Genomic DNA, 16,159 nt, shown 5'->3' with positions numbered 1-16,159 from the left:
ACGTTTGGGGTGCGGTTCAAGTCTGTAAGGGGCTCTTTTCAGTAAGAGTAGGGCAAAAGTGTGGCAAAAGGTCGCCTATTGGACTATTTAGCTAACAAATATGATAATATGGAATTAACCTATTTTGTCCAGTTGGCTCATGCTCTGAAGCAGTCTATTTAGCCTATTGAATACTTGAAACCCTAATCGGCTGCCGACAGCCTTAGTCTATACTCAAAATAGAATTCCTGAGGTTGCCCAGATTAACCATTAGGGAGTGACTTAACCCATATTTTCATAAAAGGGGGATAATATGGGAGAGGACTGCCGATTTTCTGTGCTTAAAAATCAAAAATAAGGAGCTAAAAAAGGACAAAATCGCCCCCAGACAAAGTGCTGTTTTTTGTACATTCTCATTTTGTCTGAATTGCTTAGTAGGCCTTTTAATAACTAAAATATGAACAAGAACTAGGGACGGTTTTAAAAACAGTAGTTTCCTAGGATTCTTCTTGCCCCTTCTCTTACCCTTGTTTGTGGCCCTACCCTAGTAACTTATGCTTTAATAAATGAGAAAGGACAGCGATGGCAAAGATTTATATAGCAGATGATGATAAAAATATTAGAAGTTTGTTGGAAACCTTTCTGTCCGATGCTGGTTTTGACAGTGCCAGTTTTGAAACGGGCGACCAGCTCTTTGTACACTTTATCGAGGAGCCCGCAGATATTGTTATCTTAGATGTTATGATGCCGGGCAGCAGCGGTTTCGACGTTGCCCAAAAAATTCGCGAACGTTCTGATGTTCCTATTATTTTATTAACAGCGCGTGATAGTGACAGCGATTATATAGCTGGCTTTGATAGGGGAGCTGATGATTACTTTACCAAGCCGTTTTCTCCCGTTAAATTAGTGCTGAGGGTCAAAGCCATCTTGGCGCGTCAATCGCAGGCTTTAGCGTCATCACTAAGGACTATCTTATCCTTTGGCAGTCTGCGTTTATCTCTGGATGAACGTGCAGCCTTCTGTCAAGATCATGCCATCAAGCTGACTAATACAGAATTCGAACTGCTCAGAATCCTGCTAGCCTCGCCTTTAAAAACCGTATCGCGCGAAGAGCTGCTAGAAGCTGTTTGGGGATACACTAGTGATGTGGAGACGCGGGTGACAGATGATACGGTCAAGCGTCTGCGTAAAAAATTAAGACAGGTGGAATGCGATGTCCGTATTGAGACAATTTGGGGTTACGGTTTTAAGCTGGTTAAAGATGAACAATCCCTTTAAAAGAAAAAAAGAGCATCGTTTAAGGACGGCTCTTTTCCTGCAACCTCTAGCCATTATTATCGGGGCCTTTGCGCTGCTGTTTGTGATTTTTAATGTGACAGTACACTATATTATTGACCATGAGACAGAGGTAGCTGTTGAGAGCCGCTTTCATTTTTTAAATCAGTTGTACGTTGGTGAACACCCACATGACAGCGGCGGGGACAACCTTTTTCAAAGCACTTATCTCATCATGGATAATAATGAAAATGTGACCTACGTGTCCAATTCTATTGATGATGTATCAAGTACCCTAGATACTGAGGAACTTTTGGAGTATTTCCAAGAGCACGATGATGACTGGGAAATTTTTGATGATGATAACCATAAAAATTGGTTTATGGATGCTAATACAATGGCAATCACCCTCAAGGGAAAAACGTATCATGTTATGATGGATAACTACAGGGGCACAATGGCTGAATACTATGTCAAGCAGACTGCTAGGCCAAACCAGGGACAGTCCTACTATATTTTTGTTTTTGTCAATACGACGCCCATGCAGCAGTTTCTGAGAATTATTAACCTTACCCTCCTTACCCTGATGCTCCTTGTCGCCTGCTGCACTTGGTTTTTCATCTATCTCATGGCCAGAAAGGTTGATATCTCCTTTGTTCACCTCAAGGAATACGTTGTCGGATTAGGCCAGCGTAAGCAAGAGTTAGCTCGTCCCCAGCTTGATTACAGCGAATTTAATCAGGTCGGTCAAACAGTTGAGGCCATGAATACCATGATTAACCGCAACCAATACAGCCAAAAGTTATTTTTTCAAAATGCTTCCCATGAGCTGAGGACTCCCCTCATGTCCATACAAGGCTATGCAGAAGGCATCAAAGAAGGTGTCATGGATGGTTCCCAGGCTGCAGATGTTATCTTAGCAGAAAGTCTTAGAATGACCGACCTAGTCGATGATATACTAAGTATATCTAAGATGGAAATGATCCAAGGTCATTTTCAATTTGAACCTCTAGACTTAAAACAGCTCCTTCATGACACTAGCTGGCGTTTAAAGTCTAAAATAGATGAGAGAGGCCTCCAGATGATTCATGAATTCCCGCAAAAACATCTAGAGTTAGAGGGTGATGAAGGTTTGCTGGAGCGCGCCTTCCTCAATATTCTGGCCAATGCTGTCCGTTATGCTAGCTCAAAAATAAGAGTGACTGGCCGAGAAGCAGGAGCTAACGTCGTAGTAGAGATAGCCAATGATGGTGAAATGATTGCCAAAGAAGAGCAAAAGCATATTTTTGAGAGGTTTTATAAGGGTAGGGGCGGCCAACACGGCATCGGTCTGGCGTTGGCTAAGGAAATTATCGAAGGCCATAGCGGCAGCATCGCTGTGGATTCTGATGCGAAGCAGACGCTTTTTACAGTCACACTTCCTAAAAGAGGAGGAGACAAAAGTTGAGTCCCTTCGGTTTCACTTACTTTCTGTTTTTTTAGTGTTCGCCCTGCTTTCCTTGTTTTTGAATTTTGGGCAAGAGCATTATCCATCTATCTTCAGGACTGATACTTTCGGTCCTTTCTTTTTGCCCCAGTTTTGCCGCACTTTCCTTACACAAATACCGAGAAGTTCTACCTTTTTTAGACTATACTAAAGCTATAAAAAATAAAAAGAGGTCTGTTTATGAAACGAAAACCATTAGTTATCGTCCTTTCCCTATTAGCTTGTCTGCTTTTGGCAGGTGGTGCCGTAGTTGCCTACCGCCAATCGGGGTATAAGATTTCAGCTGCCCAAGCCAGACGTATTGCGCTTAAAAATGCTAATGTTTCAGCTGATGATGTGACTTTCACACGGACACAAAAAGAGCGTGATGATTGGCGTGCAACCTATGAACTGGAATTTTACACCGACAAGGCCGACTATGATTACACTATTGATGCTTCATCTGGTCATATTCTGGAAAGAGATACAGAAGTTCAGGAAAAAGCGGCAACCGACTCAAGTCCTTCTAGATCCGACTCTAAGGCCGCAGACTCCTCATCGAGCTCGCCTGATTCGTCGTCCCAACAAATTTCCGCTGATGAGGCAAAGGTCAAGGCTCTCAAAGATGCCGGACTAGAAGAATCAGCTGTGTCAGACCTTGTTGTCCACAAGGAAGTAGATGATGGTGTGACAGTCTATGAGGTAGATTTTAACGATTTAGCGGCTGGTCTTGACTATGATTACACGATTAATGCTCAAACAGGGGCCATTATTGCAGGGAATTCCGAGCCGATTAATGATTAAAAGAATGGCAGCAAGTGCTAAGCAGGCATGCTTCTGTGAAAAACCGCTTGCGGCCTTTTCTTTTTGCTATAATAGGGCTATGGATTTTATCGTAACAACAAGTCTGAGGCAAGATCAATCTTTGGTGCAGCAGGCTAAGAAACTCGCACAGAAATTTTCGGTCACCTATGTAGAACGGCGCAAGCGCTCACTAAAGCAGCTTTTAGCAGACTACCGTACGGTTTTAATGATCTATCAAGATCAGCTGGTCTTGACATATTCTGATGGCAGTCAGCTCTATTTTCACCCAGATACAGCTATGCTGAGAAGCAAGGCAGCCCACGACCCTCTTGTAAATTTGCTGGCTCCTGCTCCTAAAAGTGTCCTGGATACAACAATGGGCTTAGCCAGCGATAGCATCGTGATGGCTGCAGCAGGCCATCAAGTAACGGCCTTAGAGGTTAACCCCCTGATTCATCTTATCGTCAGTCATGGTCTGCAAACTTTTAAGACCGCTAATGACCGGTTAAATAGGGCCATGCGTTCGATAAAAACGTTCAATCAAGAAGCCCTCTCTTATATGAACCAGCTGCCGAGTAAAAGCGTTGATACTGTTTATGCCGACCCCATGTTTTCACACCGTATTACTGAATCCAGCAATCTCAACGGTCTTATTCCTCTAGTAGATTTTAGGGGCTTATCAGAGCCCTTCATTCAGGAAGCCCAGCGAGTGGCTCGTCAATCTATCATCATTAAAGCCCATTTTCGCGACGATAGTTTCGAGCGTTTTGGCTTTGTACGCCAGATTAGACCCAACCAAAAATTCCACTATGGCATAAGGTATCTATCTTAGTATAAAAGCCCAGCATCCATTTTGAATAGATGTTGGGCTTTTTGGGTGAATAGATGTCGTTGGCAGGAAAAAATTAATCACAAGCAGCGTTAATCCTGCTTGTGTTTTTCCCGTGCCCGTCTGCGAGCATGAAAATTGAGACGGGGAATAATAAAACAAGTGGCTGCAAGGATTAAGGCGATACCAATATTATAATGACGCAGGATCCACATGGCGATAATCCCCAAGATAACCACTCCTATATAGGGCAGATAGTTGTTTCGGGCAAAGCGGTAGAGACGGCGATTATAAATAGAAGTGGCATAAAGTGCTGGGTAGAAGATCAAAAGTCCCAAGCTGAGGAGCATCAAGCCGTAGTCAGTATGATGACTGTCAGCTAGACTTTCAATACCGCCAGTTACCATATTAATAGCAATAATGATAGCTAGGTGAGTGTAAATCAAGACTAATCCTCTAGTTTCCTGATGGTGGTTGATAGTGAGAAAGGTCTGTGAAATATAAGCCACAAACATGAATGAAATCCCTGTAAAAAAGAGAATACCTAACACAGGAGATTTGTAGAGCGGATAGGTTTGAATCAGTCCGACTACTGTCTCCCCAAAGGTAATAATCGTAATCAGCTGGAAGCGTTCAACCAGATGGGGAAAATTAAGTCGGCCAATCTCAACCTCCTGACTGAATAAGAAGGGGAAAATCCAAGGAACCAGCCAGAGAAGGAAGAAATTAGCATCACTCGTTTTAAAAAGATGAAAGACCGTAGCAGCCAGTATTAAAGCTGTAAAATAAAACAGAATCAGCCCCAGTCGCTTCATAGATGCTATCATATCCGCATTAAAACCAATTTTACGTCCCCTCAGATAATACTGAAAGGCAATCAAGCCATGGGCCAGAATCAAAAGACTGTTGTAGAGCAGGTATTCTCGTGTCCCATAGTGATTTAACCCCAGCATAAGTCCGAAGTTTCCAGCGATAAACATGGCGGGAATATTTAAGTAAACATCCAGTCTATCTCTCTCTCCGTACTTATTAAGATAAATCGTCTGATACATCCAGATAGACATCAAAAGACTGCTTGAGACGAGAAAAGAAATCATGCTGTCCCCATCAAAACTGTTAGTATGTAAGAAACTAATTAAGCGTGAGACGGCTAAAACAAAGACAAGATCGTAGAACAATTCATAGTTCGATACTCGCTTAGCAATAATTTTTGACATATACCCTCCCTATTGTCGATGCTAAAAATAGATAGTAATAAAATAGAACTGCCATAATCTGCCAGTTCTTTTCATATGTGATAATTGAGCCCAAGAACCGTTTATTCAAGAGCCTAGAGCTTTAACTCAGTGAGATAGTTTGCGGTCAGCTTCCAGATAAGAAGTGTCATTCCAAGACAGCAACTCAAAATGCTTGCCGTCTATGCTTTCTAAAGTGGTTACACTGCCGTTATCCAATCCGCCGTGATTGCGCAGCTGCCCTGATTCAAAACCTAGCAAGTAATTGACAGCAGCAGTGAAGCAGGCACCGTGACCAATTAATAGGACATTTTGATCATGGTCGTAGTCTAGATTGGCTACAAAGTCGGCAACCCTCTGTGTAGCATGATAGACTGATTCCGCTTCAAAAAAGGTATTATCAAACTTAGCGAGGTTATAGCGAAAAGCCTGCATTTGCTTAGGGTAGATAGCAGCAATAGTAGCTATCTTCTGCCCCTCTAAGCGTCCCAGATTCCACTCCCGAATGGCCTTTTCTAGGAAAATTTCTGTTGGATACTGGTTTTCTTCCATGATAATAGCAGCCGTCTCTCTGGCGCGCTTAAGATCGCTGGAATAAACTTTATCGAAGTGGGTATCGGAGAGATAGCGCCCCAACTCTTTTAATTCTAGGATAGATTGCTTTAAGAGGGGAGAGTCTCCTTTAGAACCCTGAAAGCGGCCTTCCAAGTTCCACTGAGTTTTACCATGTCTGACAAAATATAAACGCATATTTAAACTTCCTATTCTTAAATAGTTTTATAATCTGATGTTTAAAAAAGAAAAGCTGACAGTCCGAAAAAACGACTGGAAAAGCAAATCTTTATATGTGTAGAATAAGGACTTGCCAAGTACTAGCACGCAATCTTTCTGCACGGGAAAGCTGAAATTTAAATGCACTAATCTTTTTACTCTTTAATATCAGCAAACTCAGCTGAAACAAAATCAGCGAGCGCCTGACTGTCAATACGAATAGAGCGCTTGAGCTCGCCAGCCGATACAATTATCTGTCCCAATTCGAGAGCGATATTATCAATATAGATAGGGAATTTATGCTTCTGGCGGATACCAATCGGATTGTTGGCGCCGTGGACATACCCTGTGGTCTTCTCCAGTTCTCTTTGCGGAATCATAGTGACCTTTTTATTGCCGGATACCTTGGCTAACTTTTTTTCTGAAAGATGTTCTGTAATAGGAACAATACCGATAATCGGACCAGTCTTATCTCCCTTCAAAGCCAAGGTTTTGAAAATATCAGAAGGTTCAACACCTTCGGGGGACTGAGCGTCCAAACCATTAAAATCTAAAGAATCGTGTGGAATTTTGGCCTTGTCCAAAATCTGATCCACCAAGGTCTTTTTTACTTTCGTTTTTTTAGCCATACTTCCTAAAATCTCCAATTATAACCAGACTTATTATAGCATATTCCCTCTAATTAGAATAGGCAGACTACAAAGCTATTGCGCTCTGCACATGAACAGGGAGATCTTTGAATATTGAAATTTAAAAAATATTATTATTGCATAAAAACTTTCATAGATCTGTCCTGTAAAAACCTTGTCTGTATGAAAAAAGACTAGGCCATTTCCTAGTCCAACTGCCAAGCTATTCCTTGATTTTTCCAAACAGCTTCTCAAAAGTCTTTCGAGCATCCTTATTAGGATTGATTTGATTCAGATCCAAAATATCATCAAAGCCAGGTAAGCTGCCTTGAGATGTATACTGATGCAAGTCGTAATCGACATCAGTTTGAGGCTGGGCCTCGTAGTAACCGGAATCTGAGCCATAGGTCGGTAACCAAACAGCATCAAATTTCTTAACGGAAATTTCTTGTTCAGTCATGAAGTAGGTACCGATGTAAATACCGACATGCTCGGCTCCCAAACGTTTGAGTTCTGCACGGAAAGCCTCGACCCCTCTGTCCATATTTCTCATCGTGTCCTCTTCGACATCGATCCAGTAATAAGTGGGTTTATAAGGAGAAGCACTGTTATAGAAAATCTTAGCCTCCTCCCTCATTTCCTTTTCAGATCGCCCTAAGGCATAACTGTAAACAGCAACGGGGATATCACGTTTTTGAAATTCCTTAATGTGGGTTTTAAAGGATTTATCGACACCAGTGGAGTGAGCGGCATTACTGTCTTTTGAAATTTGTGATCCTCCGTAAACACGGACGATAGCACCTGAAATATTTTTTGAGAGTGCGTCGTAATCAATTTGCTTAGGCAGCTGCCACCCCGAAATGTCGACAATCGGCTTTAATTTTAATTCGTTGTCTGACGAACTTGACGCAGATGTCTTTGGCAGGCTGGTGGAACTAGCTGAAGGAATATTTTTCCTAGCTGTTTGCAAGGCTGTGCTGCGAGCGTTCATTATCACAACAGACGCGATACTTAAAAAAAGCCCTACCAGAGCCAAAAAGACATAAACGACAATTGGTTTAATTCTTTTTCTCATTACATCTCATTTTAACGTAATTATGCGAAAAAAGCAAAACCGTAAGCCCGATATTCGGCTTGAAAGCTAAAAAAATAAGAATTATTAATTAGTAATATCTTTTTTTGAGACCCTTGCTGCAAAGTTTGACTGATGGGAAAATAAGAGCCAACTTGACTTTCTCGCAGTAAAAGTGTTGCTAGCTAACTGAGACTTGTTTCATCGATTAACTTTGAAAGCAGTTTCTCATAAACCAGCGATTGACCTTCTCTTAAACTGACAAGAGGATATAGAAAACAGTTATAAACAAGCATAGAAAATATATATTTTACAACTATAGTGACCGGTGTTAAAATAAAAGCGAGTTTTGAAAATTGTAGACAAAACTGGAAGTGAAACAGGACTGCCCACCCTTTTCGCCAGAACTCTGCGGTGTTCAGCGCTCTAAAGGCAGACTCTTGCTGCTTGATCCGCGGATATCCTTAGCGCCCCTTCGTTTGGTTAGTCGATTTTACTAACCAAACGAAGTTAGTGGGAGAGGTAGCCAATTCACCCTAGTGATTGGCGTTTGTTATCAAGTGCGAAGCGCTTAGATAACAAACCTCTGCCGTATCTTGATAATTGCGACACTTCGAACCTACGGTCGATCATACCGAAGGTTCGAAGTTAGTAATTGGCATAGCAAACTACCATGGTAGTTTGTGTAGTAAAGCAAGACCTAAGGTCTTAGCGATACTTTGTCAATTGAACCCGGGCTGCGGATTGTGCAAAAAAGATAGTTTCTTCCTAGACGCCAGCGTCTTCGTCGAACCTCCTATTTTTGCTTGAACCGCGGACGCCCTTGGTATCTTGATAATCGAACACGGGCTAAAAGTTCGGGATTTAGATAAGCTTCCTTGTGTGCCAGCACACAGCGTCACCTTCCTAAAATCCTAGTCGCTTTTTACGCCCTTGCGCCCCTTCGTTTGGTTAGTCGATTTTACTAACCAAACGAAGTTAGTGGGAGAGGTAGCCAATTCACCCTAGTGATTGGCGTTTGTTATCAAGTGCGAAGCGCTTAAATAACAAACCTCTGCCGTATCTTAGTAATTGAACCCGCCTACGACTCTGTGAAATTAGACTCGCCCTCCTAGAATCTTCGGGGATTCTTCGTCGGGCTCCCTAAATTTCTTTGAGTCGCTTAACGGCTTGGTATCTTAGTAAAGGAGTAATATTATGTCTAAAATTCAGTACCATTTCGATCATGTCGGCAGTTATCTGCGTCCTGCGGCTTTGAAAGAAGCGCGTGAGCAATATGCTAAAGGAACTATCAGTCGTGCAGATTTACTGAGCCTACAGGATAAACTGGTCGCCGAACTGGTTCAGCATGAGGTTGCTAGCGGTCTAAAAGTTGTATCAGATGGTGAGTTTGGGCGTTCTTGGTGGCACCTTGATTTTCTTTGGAATTTAAACGGATTTGAAGCCTATGAGCAAGAGGATTCTTATAAGTTCCATGGGGCTAAAACAAGGACAACGAATGTGCGGCTGACAGGTAAGGTAGCTGAAAATCCTGACCACCCTTTTTACCGCGATTTTGCTTATCTTAAGTCTATTACACCTGCTGGTGTTCTACCTAAGGTCACTATTCCCAGTCCTTCTCTGGTTATTAACCGCGACCACCGCTCAGACTTGGCGCTGGACTACTATGAAACATGGACAGACTTTCTGGATGACTTAGCTCAGGCTTATCACGATACTATCAAACATTTTTATGACTTAGGAGCTCGCTATGTTCAACTAGACGACACAACATGGGGCTATCTTATTCAACAGTTTGAAGACCATAAGGATGATCCAGAAAAAACAAAAGAACTGCAGCAAATCGCTCAAGATGATGTTTATACCATCAACAAGGCCTTGGCTGACTTACCAGCTGATCTGACTGTGGCTACTCATGTCTGTCGTGGCAATTTTAAATCCACCTACCTTTTTGAGGGAGGTTACGATTCGGTAGCCAAATACTTAGGTCAACTCAACTATGATCTTTTCTTCCTCGAATATGATGATGCCCGCAGTGGCAGCTTTGCTCCTCTTACTGATATTTGGAATAATCGCAAAGGCGTTGAAATTGTACTTGGATTGATAACGTCTAAAGATCCTGCTTTAGAAGATGTAGACCAAGTCATTGACCGCATCAAAGAAGCTGCCCAACTAGTGCCGCTGGAAAATTTGGGACTTTCAACCCAGTGCGGCTTTGCTTCGACAGAAGAGGGCAATACCCTAACAGAAGCCGATCAGTGGCAGAAACTCCAACTCATCGGCACGATTACGGATAAAGTGTGGCAGTCCTGAGGGCTGTCATATGAAAAAACATAAGACAATTAAGAGAGTCCCAGTAGGCTCTCTTTTAATTAGTCCAGAAAGGTAAACTGCTCAGGTTACAATAGCAGAGCTTACTGGGTTTATTCACACTTTGGATAAGGCTTACCAAATGCCGGTCATAAATTGTTTTGGCGGCTTCATCTGCGAATTGATAGAGCCCACTGTGCTGTAAGCATTGTTTCTCCTAACCGTTTACCAAGCTGTTAAATCAACCATGATGATAAGACGTTATTGCTGCGCAAAAGCTAGACCTTGAATCGCTTATGTCAAGGTCTTTTTTATTGGGGAATTTTTTTCTTTCAGTAATCTGCCTAGTCTATCAAATATCAGAGGGCACATTTTTGAACACTCAAATGTGTGAGTCTTGGTCTTTTGTAAAAGCGCTTACATTGTTAGAATGAAGCCATAAAGAAAAACAAATTATTAGATAAAGGAGTAGGATTATGGCTATACTGCTTGATATTCTGAACTGGTTTTCGCAAAACATTTTGCAAAAACCAGCCTTCTTTGTAGGTATCTTAGTTTTGATTGGATATCTATTATTGAAAAAGCCGCTGCATGATGTATTTGCAGGTTTTATCAAAGCCACCGTCGGCTATATGATCTTAGATGTTGGATCTGGCGGCTTGGTAACAACTTTCCGACCAATCTTGGCGGCTTTAAACTACAAGTTCAAGATTGGTGCTGCTGTTATTGACCCTTATTTCGGATTGACAGCTGTCAATGAAAAAATTGCCCAGGAGCTTCCAAAATTTATCGGGACAGCAACGACAGCTCTTCTAATAGGCTTTTTCTTCAATATTCTTTTGGTTGCTCTTCGTAAGGTCACTAAGATTCGTACCCTATTCATTACTGGTCATATCATGGTGCAGCAGGCAGCTACAGTGACTTTGATGGTCATTCTCTTGATACCAGCTTTTCGTAATCAATTCTGGGGAACAGTGGCTGTGGGTATCTTGTGCGGTCTATACTGGGCTGTTAGTTCTAATATGACAGTTGAACCAACTCAGCGTTTAACTGGTGGCGGTGGCTTTGCAATCGGCCACCAACAACAATTCGCTATTTGGTTTACTGACAAAGTTGCCCCCAAACTGGGTAAAAAAGAAGACAATTTAGACAACCTCAAATTGCCAGCTTTTCTGAATATTTTCCATGATACGGTCGTTGCTTCGGCCACCCTGATGTTGGTCTTCTTCGGAACCATTCTAGCTATCCTGGGGCCCGATATCATGTCTAATCAAGAGGTTATCACGACAGGTACGCTCTTTGATCCGACAAAACAGTCTTTCTTTATGTACGTCATTCAGACAGCCTTTACCTTCTCAGTTTATCTTTTTGTTTTGATGCAAGGGGTTCGGATGTTTGTCGGTGAGCTGACCAACGCCTTCCAAGGAATTTCTAATAAATTGCTGCCTGGTTCCTTCCCAGCTGTTGATGTTGCTGCTTCTTTTGGATTTGGCTCTGCCAGTGCGGTTCTCTTTGGATTTGCGACCGGTCTTATCGGCCAGCTAGTGACAATTATTCTCTTGATTGTCTTTAAGAATCCAGTTCTTATTATCACTGGATTTGTGCCAGTATTCTTCGATAATGCAGCCATTGCTGTTTACGCTGATAAGCGAGGCGGCTGGAAGGCAGCGGTTATCCTGTCCTTCATCTCAGGTGTCATTCAGGTTGCTGTTGGAGCTCTGGCTGTTGCCCTTCTTGGTCTAGCAGAATTTGGCGGCTATCACGGCAATATTGACTTTGAGATCCCTTGGGTACCCTTTGCTTACCTCTTCAAGTATGCCAGCCTTATTGGCTACATTCTTGTTGCCCTCTTTTTATTGGCTATTCCGCAAATTCAATTTGCCAAAGCCAAAGATAAGGAGGCTTACTATCGTGGTGAAGTAGCTGCAGAAGATTGATGGATCCAATAATTATAAATAAATGAAAGTTAGGAGATATTATTATGGTTAAAGTACTTACAGCATGTGGAAACGGTATGGGTTCCTCAATGGTCATTAAAATGAAAGTTGAAAATGCTCTTCGTCAACTAGGCGTATCTGATATTGAATCGGCTTCCTGTTCAGTTGGTGAAGCTAAAGGCTTAGCCTCCGGTTACGATATTGTTGTTGCCTCCAATCATCTGATTCATGAATTAGATGGGCGCACTAATGGACATCTGATTGGCCTTGATAACCTCATGGATGATAATGAAATCAAAACCAAGCTCGAAGCAGCCTTGAAATAGTTTCAGATATAGGCGAGAGAAAGTAGGCTACTCCTAGAGAAAGATTTTTCCTTGGAGCAACAGGGCGAAGAAAAACGATTTCTGTGAATTATGACTTCTTACAGATAATCTTATGAATTAGATAATTTTTCGGGTGGTGAAAACCATCGTGGCTCTATCCTTCCTTGTCTAAATCTTTTCTGGGTTTTCCAATGATGCATACTGTGCAAGCTCAGCTTCTATTTCCACTTATCCACTGGATAAGTAGAGCGGCTTAGCGACACTCCGTTTGGTTAGTCGATTTTACTAACCAAACGAAGTTAGTGGGAGAGGTAGCCAATTCACCATAGTGATTGGCGTTTGTTATCAAGTGCGAAGCGCTTAGATAACAAACCTCTGCCGTATCTTAGTAATTGAACCCGCCTACGACTCTGTGAAATTAGACTCGCCCTCCTAGAATCTTCGGGGATTCTTCGGGGATTCTTCGTCAGGCTCCCTAAATTTCTTTGAGTCGCTTAACGGCTTAGTATCTTGATAATCGAACCCGCCTACGTTCCTGTGGAATTAGATAAATGTCGCTAGATTCTCAGTGAATCGTCACTCCATTTCCTAAATTCCTTTGGAACGCTTAACGGCTTTGTATCTTAATAAAAGGAGTTGGGCATGAATTTAAAACAAGCCTTTATTGAAAATGACTCTATCCGCTTAGGATTGTCAGCATCAACATGGGAAGAAGCCGTGAAACTATCGGTTACTCCTTTGATTGAAAGCGGTGCGGTCAAAGAAGAATACTACCAAGCTATCATTGATTCTACTAAAGAATATGGTCCTTACTATATCTTAATGCCAGGTATGGCCATGCCTCATGCTCGGCCAGAAGCAGGGGTAGAGCGAGATGCCTTTTCCCTGATTACTCTTAAAGAACCTGTCCGCTTTTCAGACGGAAAAGAAGTTCAGGTTCTACTAGCCCTTGCGGCCACTAGCTCACAGATTCACACATCGGTAGCTATCCCGCAAATCATAGCCCTCTTTGAACTAGATCACGCGATTGAGCGTCTTGTTGCAGCTAACAAGGCCGAAGAAGTCTTAGCTATGGTTGATGAATCTAAAAACAGTCCTTATCTAGAGGGGTTAGACTTAGATAGTTAGTATAAAAAACAAGGAGTCCTTCCTTTCTATAGGGTGCTGGGCTGCTTTGTTTCGTTTGGTAGTTTAGTTTTTCCTTGAGAGGCTAGGTATTATATTTTAGAAAAAGAAAGGAACAAGACAATGTCAAAAACTCTTCCTAATTTACAAGTAGCCCTTGATCACTCAGATTTGCAGGGTGCGATTGCGGCCGCTGTTTCTGTTGGCCAAGAAGTCGATGTTATCGAAGCTGGAACAGTTTGCCTCCTTCAAGTTGGCAGCGAATTAGTAGAAGTTCTGCGCAGTCTCTTCCCTGATAAAATTATTGTCGCAGACACCAAATGTGCCGATGCTGGCGGAACGGTAGCTAAAAACAATGCTGTCCGCGGTGCTGACTGGATGACCTGTATCTGCTGTGCAACGATTCCAACCATGGAAGCAGCCCGCAAGGCTATCGAAGCAGTCCGCGGAGACCGCGGTGAAATTCAGATCGAACTCTACGGTGACTGGACTTACGAACAAGCACAGCAATGGCTGGACGCTGGAATTTCACAAGCCATCTACCACCAATCACGCGATGCGCTCTTAGCCGGTGAAACTTGGGGTGAAAAAGACCTTAATAAGGTTAAAAAACTGATTGATATGGGCTTTCGTGTTTCTGTCACCGGCGGACTCAGCGTCGATACCTTAAAACTGTTTAAAGGTGTTGATGTCTTTACCTTCATCGCTGGCCGCGGTATCACAGAAGCTCCTGATCCGGCAGCAGCAGCATGTGCCTTCAAGGACGAAATTAAACGAATCTGGGGGTAGGTTATGACACGTCCAATCGGTATTTATGAAAAAGCAACACCCAAACAGTTTACTTGGCTGGAGCGTCTCAACTTTGCTAAGGAATTAGGCTTTGACTTTGTAGAGTTGTCTATTGATGAAAGTGATGAGCGCTTGGCGCGCTTGGATTGGTCAAAAGAAGAGCGTTTAGACTTAGTTAAAGCTATTTTTGAAACGGGTGTGCGGGTGCCAACCATTACCTTCAGCGGCCATCGTCGCTTTCCGATGGGGTCCAATGATCTTAAAAAAGAAGCGCGTGCCATGGACATGATGAAGAAGTGCATCATCTTTGCCCAAGACATCGGTATTCGCAATATTCAGCTGGCAGGTTATGATGTCTACTACGAAGAAAAGTCGCCTCAAACGCGGGCGCGCTTCATTAAAAACCTGCGTCAGGCCTGCACTTGGGCAGAAGAGGCTCAAGTCATCCTCTCTATTGAAATCATGGATGATCCGTTCATCAATTCCATTGAAAAATATTTGGCTATTGAAAAGGAAATTGATTCACCCTATCTGTTTGTCTATCCCGATACGGGTAATGTTTCAGCTTGGCACAATGACCTCTGGAGTGAATTTTACATCGGACATCGCTCCATCGCCGCCCTCCACTTAAAAGACACTTATGCTGTTACAGAAAGCTCAAAAGGGCAATTTCGCGATGTACCTTTTGGTCAAGGCTGTGTTGATTGGGAAGCCATGTTTGGGGTGTTAAAGAAGACAAATTACAATGGCCCGTTTTTGATTGAAATGTGGTCAGAAAACTGTGAAACAGTTGAAGAAACACGGGCAGCTATCAAGGAAGCGCAGGATTTCCTTTATCCACTAATTGAGAAAGCGGGGTTACGATAAATGTTAGTACCAGAATTAAGAAAACGCGTCTATGATGCTAATATGGAACTGCCGGATCATGGCCTAGTAAAATTTACCTGGGGTAATGTGTCGGCAATTGACAGAGAACAAGGTTATATTGCTATTAAACCATCAGGTGTTGCTTACGACAAGCTCTCTCCTGAAAATATGGTAGTGACAGACCTTGATGGTAATATTGTTGAAGGCGATCTCAATCCATCATCTGACCTGCCAACCCATGTTGAGCTTTATAAGGCTTGGTCTGAAATCGGAGGCATTGTCCACACTCACTCAACTGAAGGCGTGGCCTGGGCTCAGGCTGGACGTGATATTCCTTGCTACGGAACCACTCATGCAGATACCTTTTACGGACCTATTCCTTGTGCCAGAGCCTTGACAGCTGAGGAAATTAATGGGGAATATGAAAAAGAAACCGGCAAGGTTATCATCGAAGAATTCGCCAAACGCAGCTTAGAGCCATTAGCCGTTTCAGGTGTTACAGTGCGTAACCACGGCCCATTTTCTTGGGGCAAGGATGAAAAATCCGCTGTTTACAACGCAGTCGTATTAGAAGAAGTAGCACGTATGGCTCGTTATACAGAGGCTGTTGATCCCCAGGTCGAAGAAGTGCCGCAAGCTTTGAAAGACAAACACTATCTGCGCAAACACGGTAAAAATGCTTACTATGGGCAAAAAGGCTTGGAACACTGATCACTAATAGTAAACACCCTCCCAACTGCTGTCGT

The 16,159-nt window shown here is 42.7% G+C and carries 15 protein-coding genes; 11 read left to right on the top strand and 4 right to left on the bottom strand.

The window, feature by feature from the left end; all coding sequences use genetic code 11:
* The first annotated feature begins 561 nt into the window (after positions 1-561).
* The 4 genes from ACVR1G_RS02385 (at position 562) to ACVR1G_RS02370 (ending at position 4,355) form a co-directional block, all read left to right on the top strand.
* The gene (locus ACVR1G_RS02385; protein ID WP_447451622.1) at positions 562-1,257 is read left to right on the top strand and encodes a response regulator transcription factor; all 696 of its coding nucleotides are present in this window, start codon (positions 562-564) and stop codon (positions 1,255-1,257) included.
* Positions 1,193-2,701 (top strand): sensor histidine kinase, encoded by a 1,509-nt coding sequence (locus ACVR1G_RS02380; protein ID WP_447451621.1) that lies wholly within the window; start codon positions 1,193-1,195, stop codon positions 2,699-2,701. Before ACVR1G_RS02385 ends, ACVR1G_RS02380 begins: the two co-directional genes overlap by 65 nt.
* A gap of 219 nt (positions 2,702-2,920) precedes the next feature.
* Positions 2,921-3,523, top strand: coding sequence for a PepSY domain-containing protein (locus ACVR1G_RS02375; RefSeq protein WP_447451620.1), 603 nt, complete (start codon positions 2,921-2,923; stop codon positions 3,521-3,523).
* A 79-nt stretch (positions 3,524-3,602) separates the two neighbouring features.
* A complete protein-coding gene (locus tag ACVR1G_RS02370; RefSeq protein ID WP_447451619.1) occupies positions 3,603-4,355 on the top strand; it encodes a class I SAM-dependent methyltransferase in 753 nt (250 codons plus the stop codon).
* A gap of 89 nt (positions 4,356-4,444) precedes the next feature.
* Here the strand turns inward: ACVR1G_RS02370 and ACVR1G_RS02365 are convergent, their stop codons facing one another.
* From ACVR1G_RS02365 to ACVR1G_RS02350, 4 genes are all read right to left on the bottom strand, one after another.
* On the bottom strand, positions 4,445-5,569 hold the full coding sequence (locus ACVR1G_RS02365) for a low temperature requirement protein A (RefSeq protein ID WP_447451618.1): 1,125 nt from the start codon (positions 5,567-5,569) through the stop codon (positions 4,445-4,447).
* A gap of 126 nt (positions 5,570-5,695) precedes the next feature.
* Positions 5,696-6,337 (bottom strand): histidine phosphatase family protein, encoded by a 642-nt coding sequence (locus ACVR1G_RS02360; protein WP_447451617.1) that lies wholly within the window; start codon positions 6,335-6,337, stop codon positions 5,696-5,698.
* Positions 6,338-6,513: 176 nt separating this feature from the next.
* On the bottom strand, positions 6,514-6,987 hold the full coding sequence (locus tag ACVR1G_RS02355; protein ID WP_447451616.1) for an aminoacyl-tRNA deacylase: 474 nt from the start codon (positions 6,985-6,987) through the stop codon (positions 6,514-6,516).
* Positions 6,988-7,210: 223 nt separating this feature from the next.
* Complete coding sequence (locus tag ACVR1G_RS02350) at positions 7,211-8,062, bottom strand: glycoside hydrolase family 25 protein (RefSeq protein ID WP_447451615.1); 852 nt, start codon at positions 8,060-8,062, stop codon at positions 7,211-7,213.
* A gap of 1,194 nt (positions 8,063-9,256) precedes the next feature.
* Here ACVR1G_RS02350 and ACVR1G_RS02345 point away from each other — a divergent pair.
* From ACVR1G_RS02345 to ACVR1G_RS02315, 7 genes are all read left to right on the top strand, one after another.
* Complete coding sequence (locus tag ACVR1G_RS02345; protein ID WP_447451614.1) at positions 9,257-10,372, top strand: vitamin B12 independent methionine synthase; 1,116 nt, start codon at positions 9,257-9,259, stop codon at positions 10,370-10,372.
* 473 nt (positions 10,373-10,845) lie between these two features.
* Positions 10,846-12,306: a PTS ascorbate transporter subunit IIC gene (gene ulaA / locus ACVR1G_RS02340; protein ID WP_447451613.1), complete on the top strand. Its 1,461-nt coding sequence runs from the start codon at positions 10,846-10,848 to the stop codon at positions 12,304-12,306.
* A gap of 44 nt (positions 12,307-12,350) precedes the next feature.
* Entirely contained in the window at positions 12,351-12,632 is a 282-nt protein-coding gene (locus ACVR1G_RS02335) for a PTS sugar transporter subunit IIB (protein ID WP_447451612.1), read from the top strand.
* Positions 12,633-13,274: 642 nt separating this feature from the next.
* Complete coding sequence (locus tag ACVR1G_RS02330; RefSeq protein ID WP_447451611.1) at positions 13,275-13,760, top strand: PTS sugar transporter subunit IIA; 486 nt, start codon at positions 13,275-13,277, stop codon at positions 13,758-13,760.
* Between the two features lie 120 nt (positions 13,761-13,880).
* Positions 13,881-14,546: a 3-keto-L-gulonate-6-phosphate decarboxylase UlaD gene (locus tag ACVR1G_RS02325; protein WP_447451610.1), complete on the top strand. Its 666-nt coding sequence runs from the start codon at positions 13,881-13,883 to the stop codon at positions 14,544-14,546.
* Between the two features lie 3 nt (positions 14,547-14,549).
* Positions 14,550-15,413, top strand: coding sequence for an L-ribulose-5-phosphate 3-epimerase (locus ACVR1G_RS02320; RefSeq protein ID WP_447451609.1), 864 nt, complete (start codon positions 14,550-14,552; stop codon positions 15,411-15,413).
* Positions 15,414-16,124 carry an L-ribulose-5-phosphate 4-epimerase gene (locus ACVR1G_RS02315; protein ID WP_447451608.1) on the top strand — a complete coding sequence of 237 codons (711 nt, stop codon included), beginning with the start codon at positions 15,414-15,416 and terminating at the stop codon, positions 16,122-16,124.
* Positions 16,125-16,159 lie beyond the last annotated feature (35 nt).

The organism is Streptococcus dentasini (assembly GCF_053206945.1).
Note: the sequence above shows the minus strand (reverse complement) of the source record. Positions and strands in the feature narration are given on the sequence as shown.

Bases quoted from the DNA above. Each gene is read 5' to 3' on its own strand.
- ACVR1G_RS02360 (WP_447451617.1), bottom strand. From the start codon at position 6,337: ATGCGTTTATATTTTGTCAGACATGGTAAAACTCAGTGGAACTTGGAA.
- ACVR1G_RS02330 (WP_447451611.1), top strand. From the start codon at position 13,275: ATGAATTTAAAACAAGCCTTTATTGAAAATGACTCTATCCGCTTAGGA.
- ACVR1G_RS02325 (WP_447451610.1), top strand. From the start codon at position 13,881: ATGTCAAAAACTCTTCCTAATTTACAAGTAGCCCTTGATCACTCAGAT.
- ACVR1G_RS02345 (WP_447451614.1), top strand. From the start codon at position 9,257: ATGTCTAAAATTCAGTACCATTTCGATCATGTCGGCAGTTATCTGCGT.
- ACVR1G_RS02355 (WP_447451616.1), bottom strand. From the start codon at position 6,987: ATGGCTAAAAAAACGAAAGTAAAAAAGACCTTGGTGGATCAGATTTTG.
- ACVR1G_RS02315 (WP_447451608.1), top strand. From the start codon at position 15,414: ATGTTAGTACCAGAATTAAGAAAACGCGTCTATGATGCTAATATGGAA.
- ulaA (WP_447451613.1), top strand. From the start codon at position 10,846: ATGGCTATACTGCTTGATATTCTGAACTGGTTTTCGCAAAACATTTTG.
- ACVR1G_RS02380 (WP_447451621.1), top strand. From the start codon at position 1,193: ATGTCCGTATTGAGACAATTTGGGGTTACGGTTTTAAGCTGGTTAAAG.
- ACVR1G_RS02320 (WP_447451609.1), top strand. From the start codon at position 14,550: ATGACACGTCCAATCGGTATTTATGAAAAAGCAACACCCAAACAGTTT.
- ACVR1G_RS02365 (WP_447451618.1), bottom strand. From the start codon at position 5,569: ATGTCAAAAATTATTGCTAAGCGAGTATCGAACTATGAATTGTTCTAC.
- ACVR1G_RS02335 (WP_447451612.1), top strand. From the start codon at position 12,351: ATGGTTAAAGTACTTACAGCATGTGGAAACGGTATGGGTTCCTCAATG.
- ACVR1G_RS02385 (WP_447451622.1), top strand. From the start codon at position 562: ATGGCAAAGATTTATATAGCAGATGATGATAAAAATATTAGAAGTTTG.
- ACVR1G_RS02350 (WP_447451615.1), bottom strand. From the start codon at position 8,062: ATGAGAAAAAGAATTAAACCAATTGTCGTTTATGTCTTTTTGGCTCTG.
- ACVR1G_RS02375 (WP_447451620.1), top strand. From the start codon at position 2,921: ATGAAACGAAAACCATTAGTTATCGTCCTTTCCCTATTAGCTTGTCTG.
- ACVR1G_RS02370 (WP_447451619.1), top strand. From the start codon at position 3,603: ATGGATTTTATCGTAACAACAAGTCTGAGGCAAGATCAATCTTTGGTG.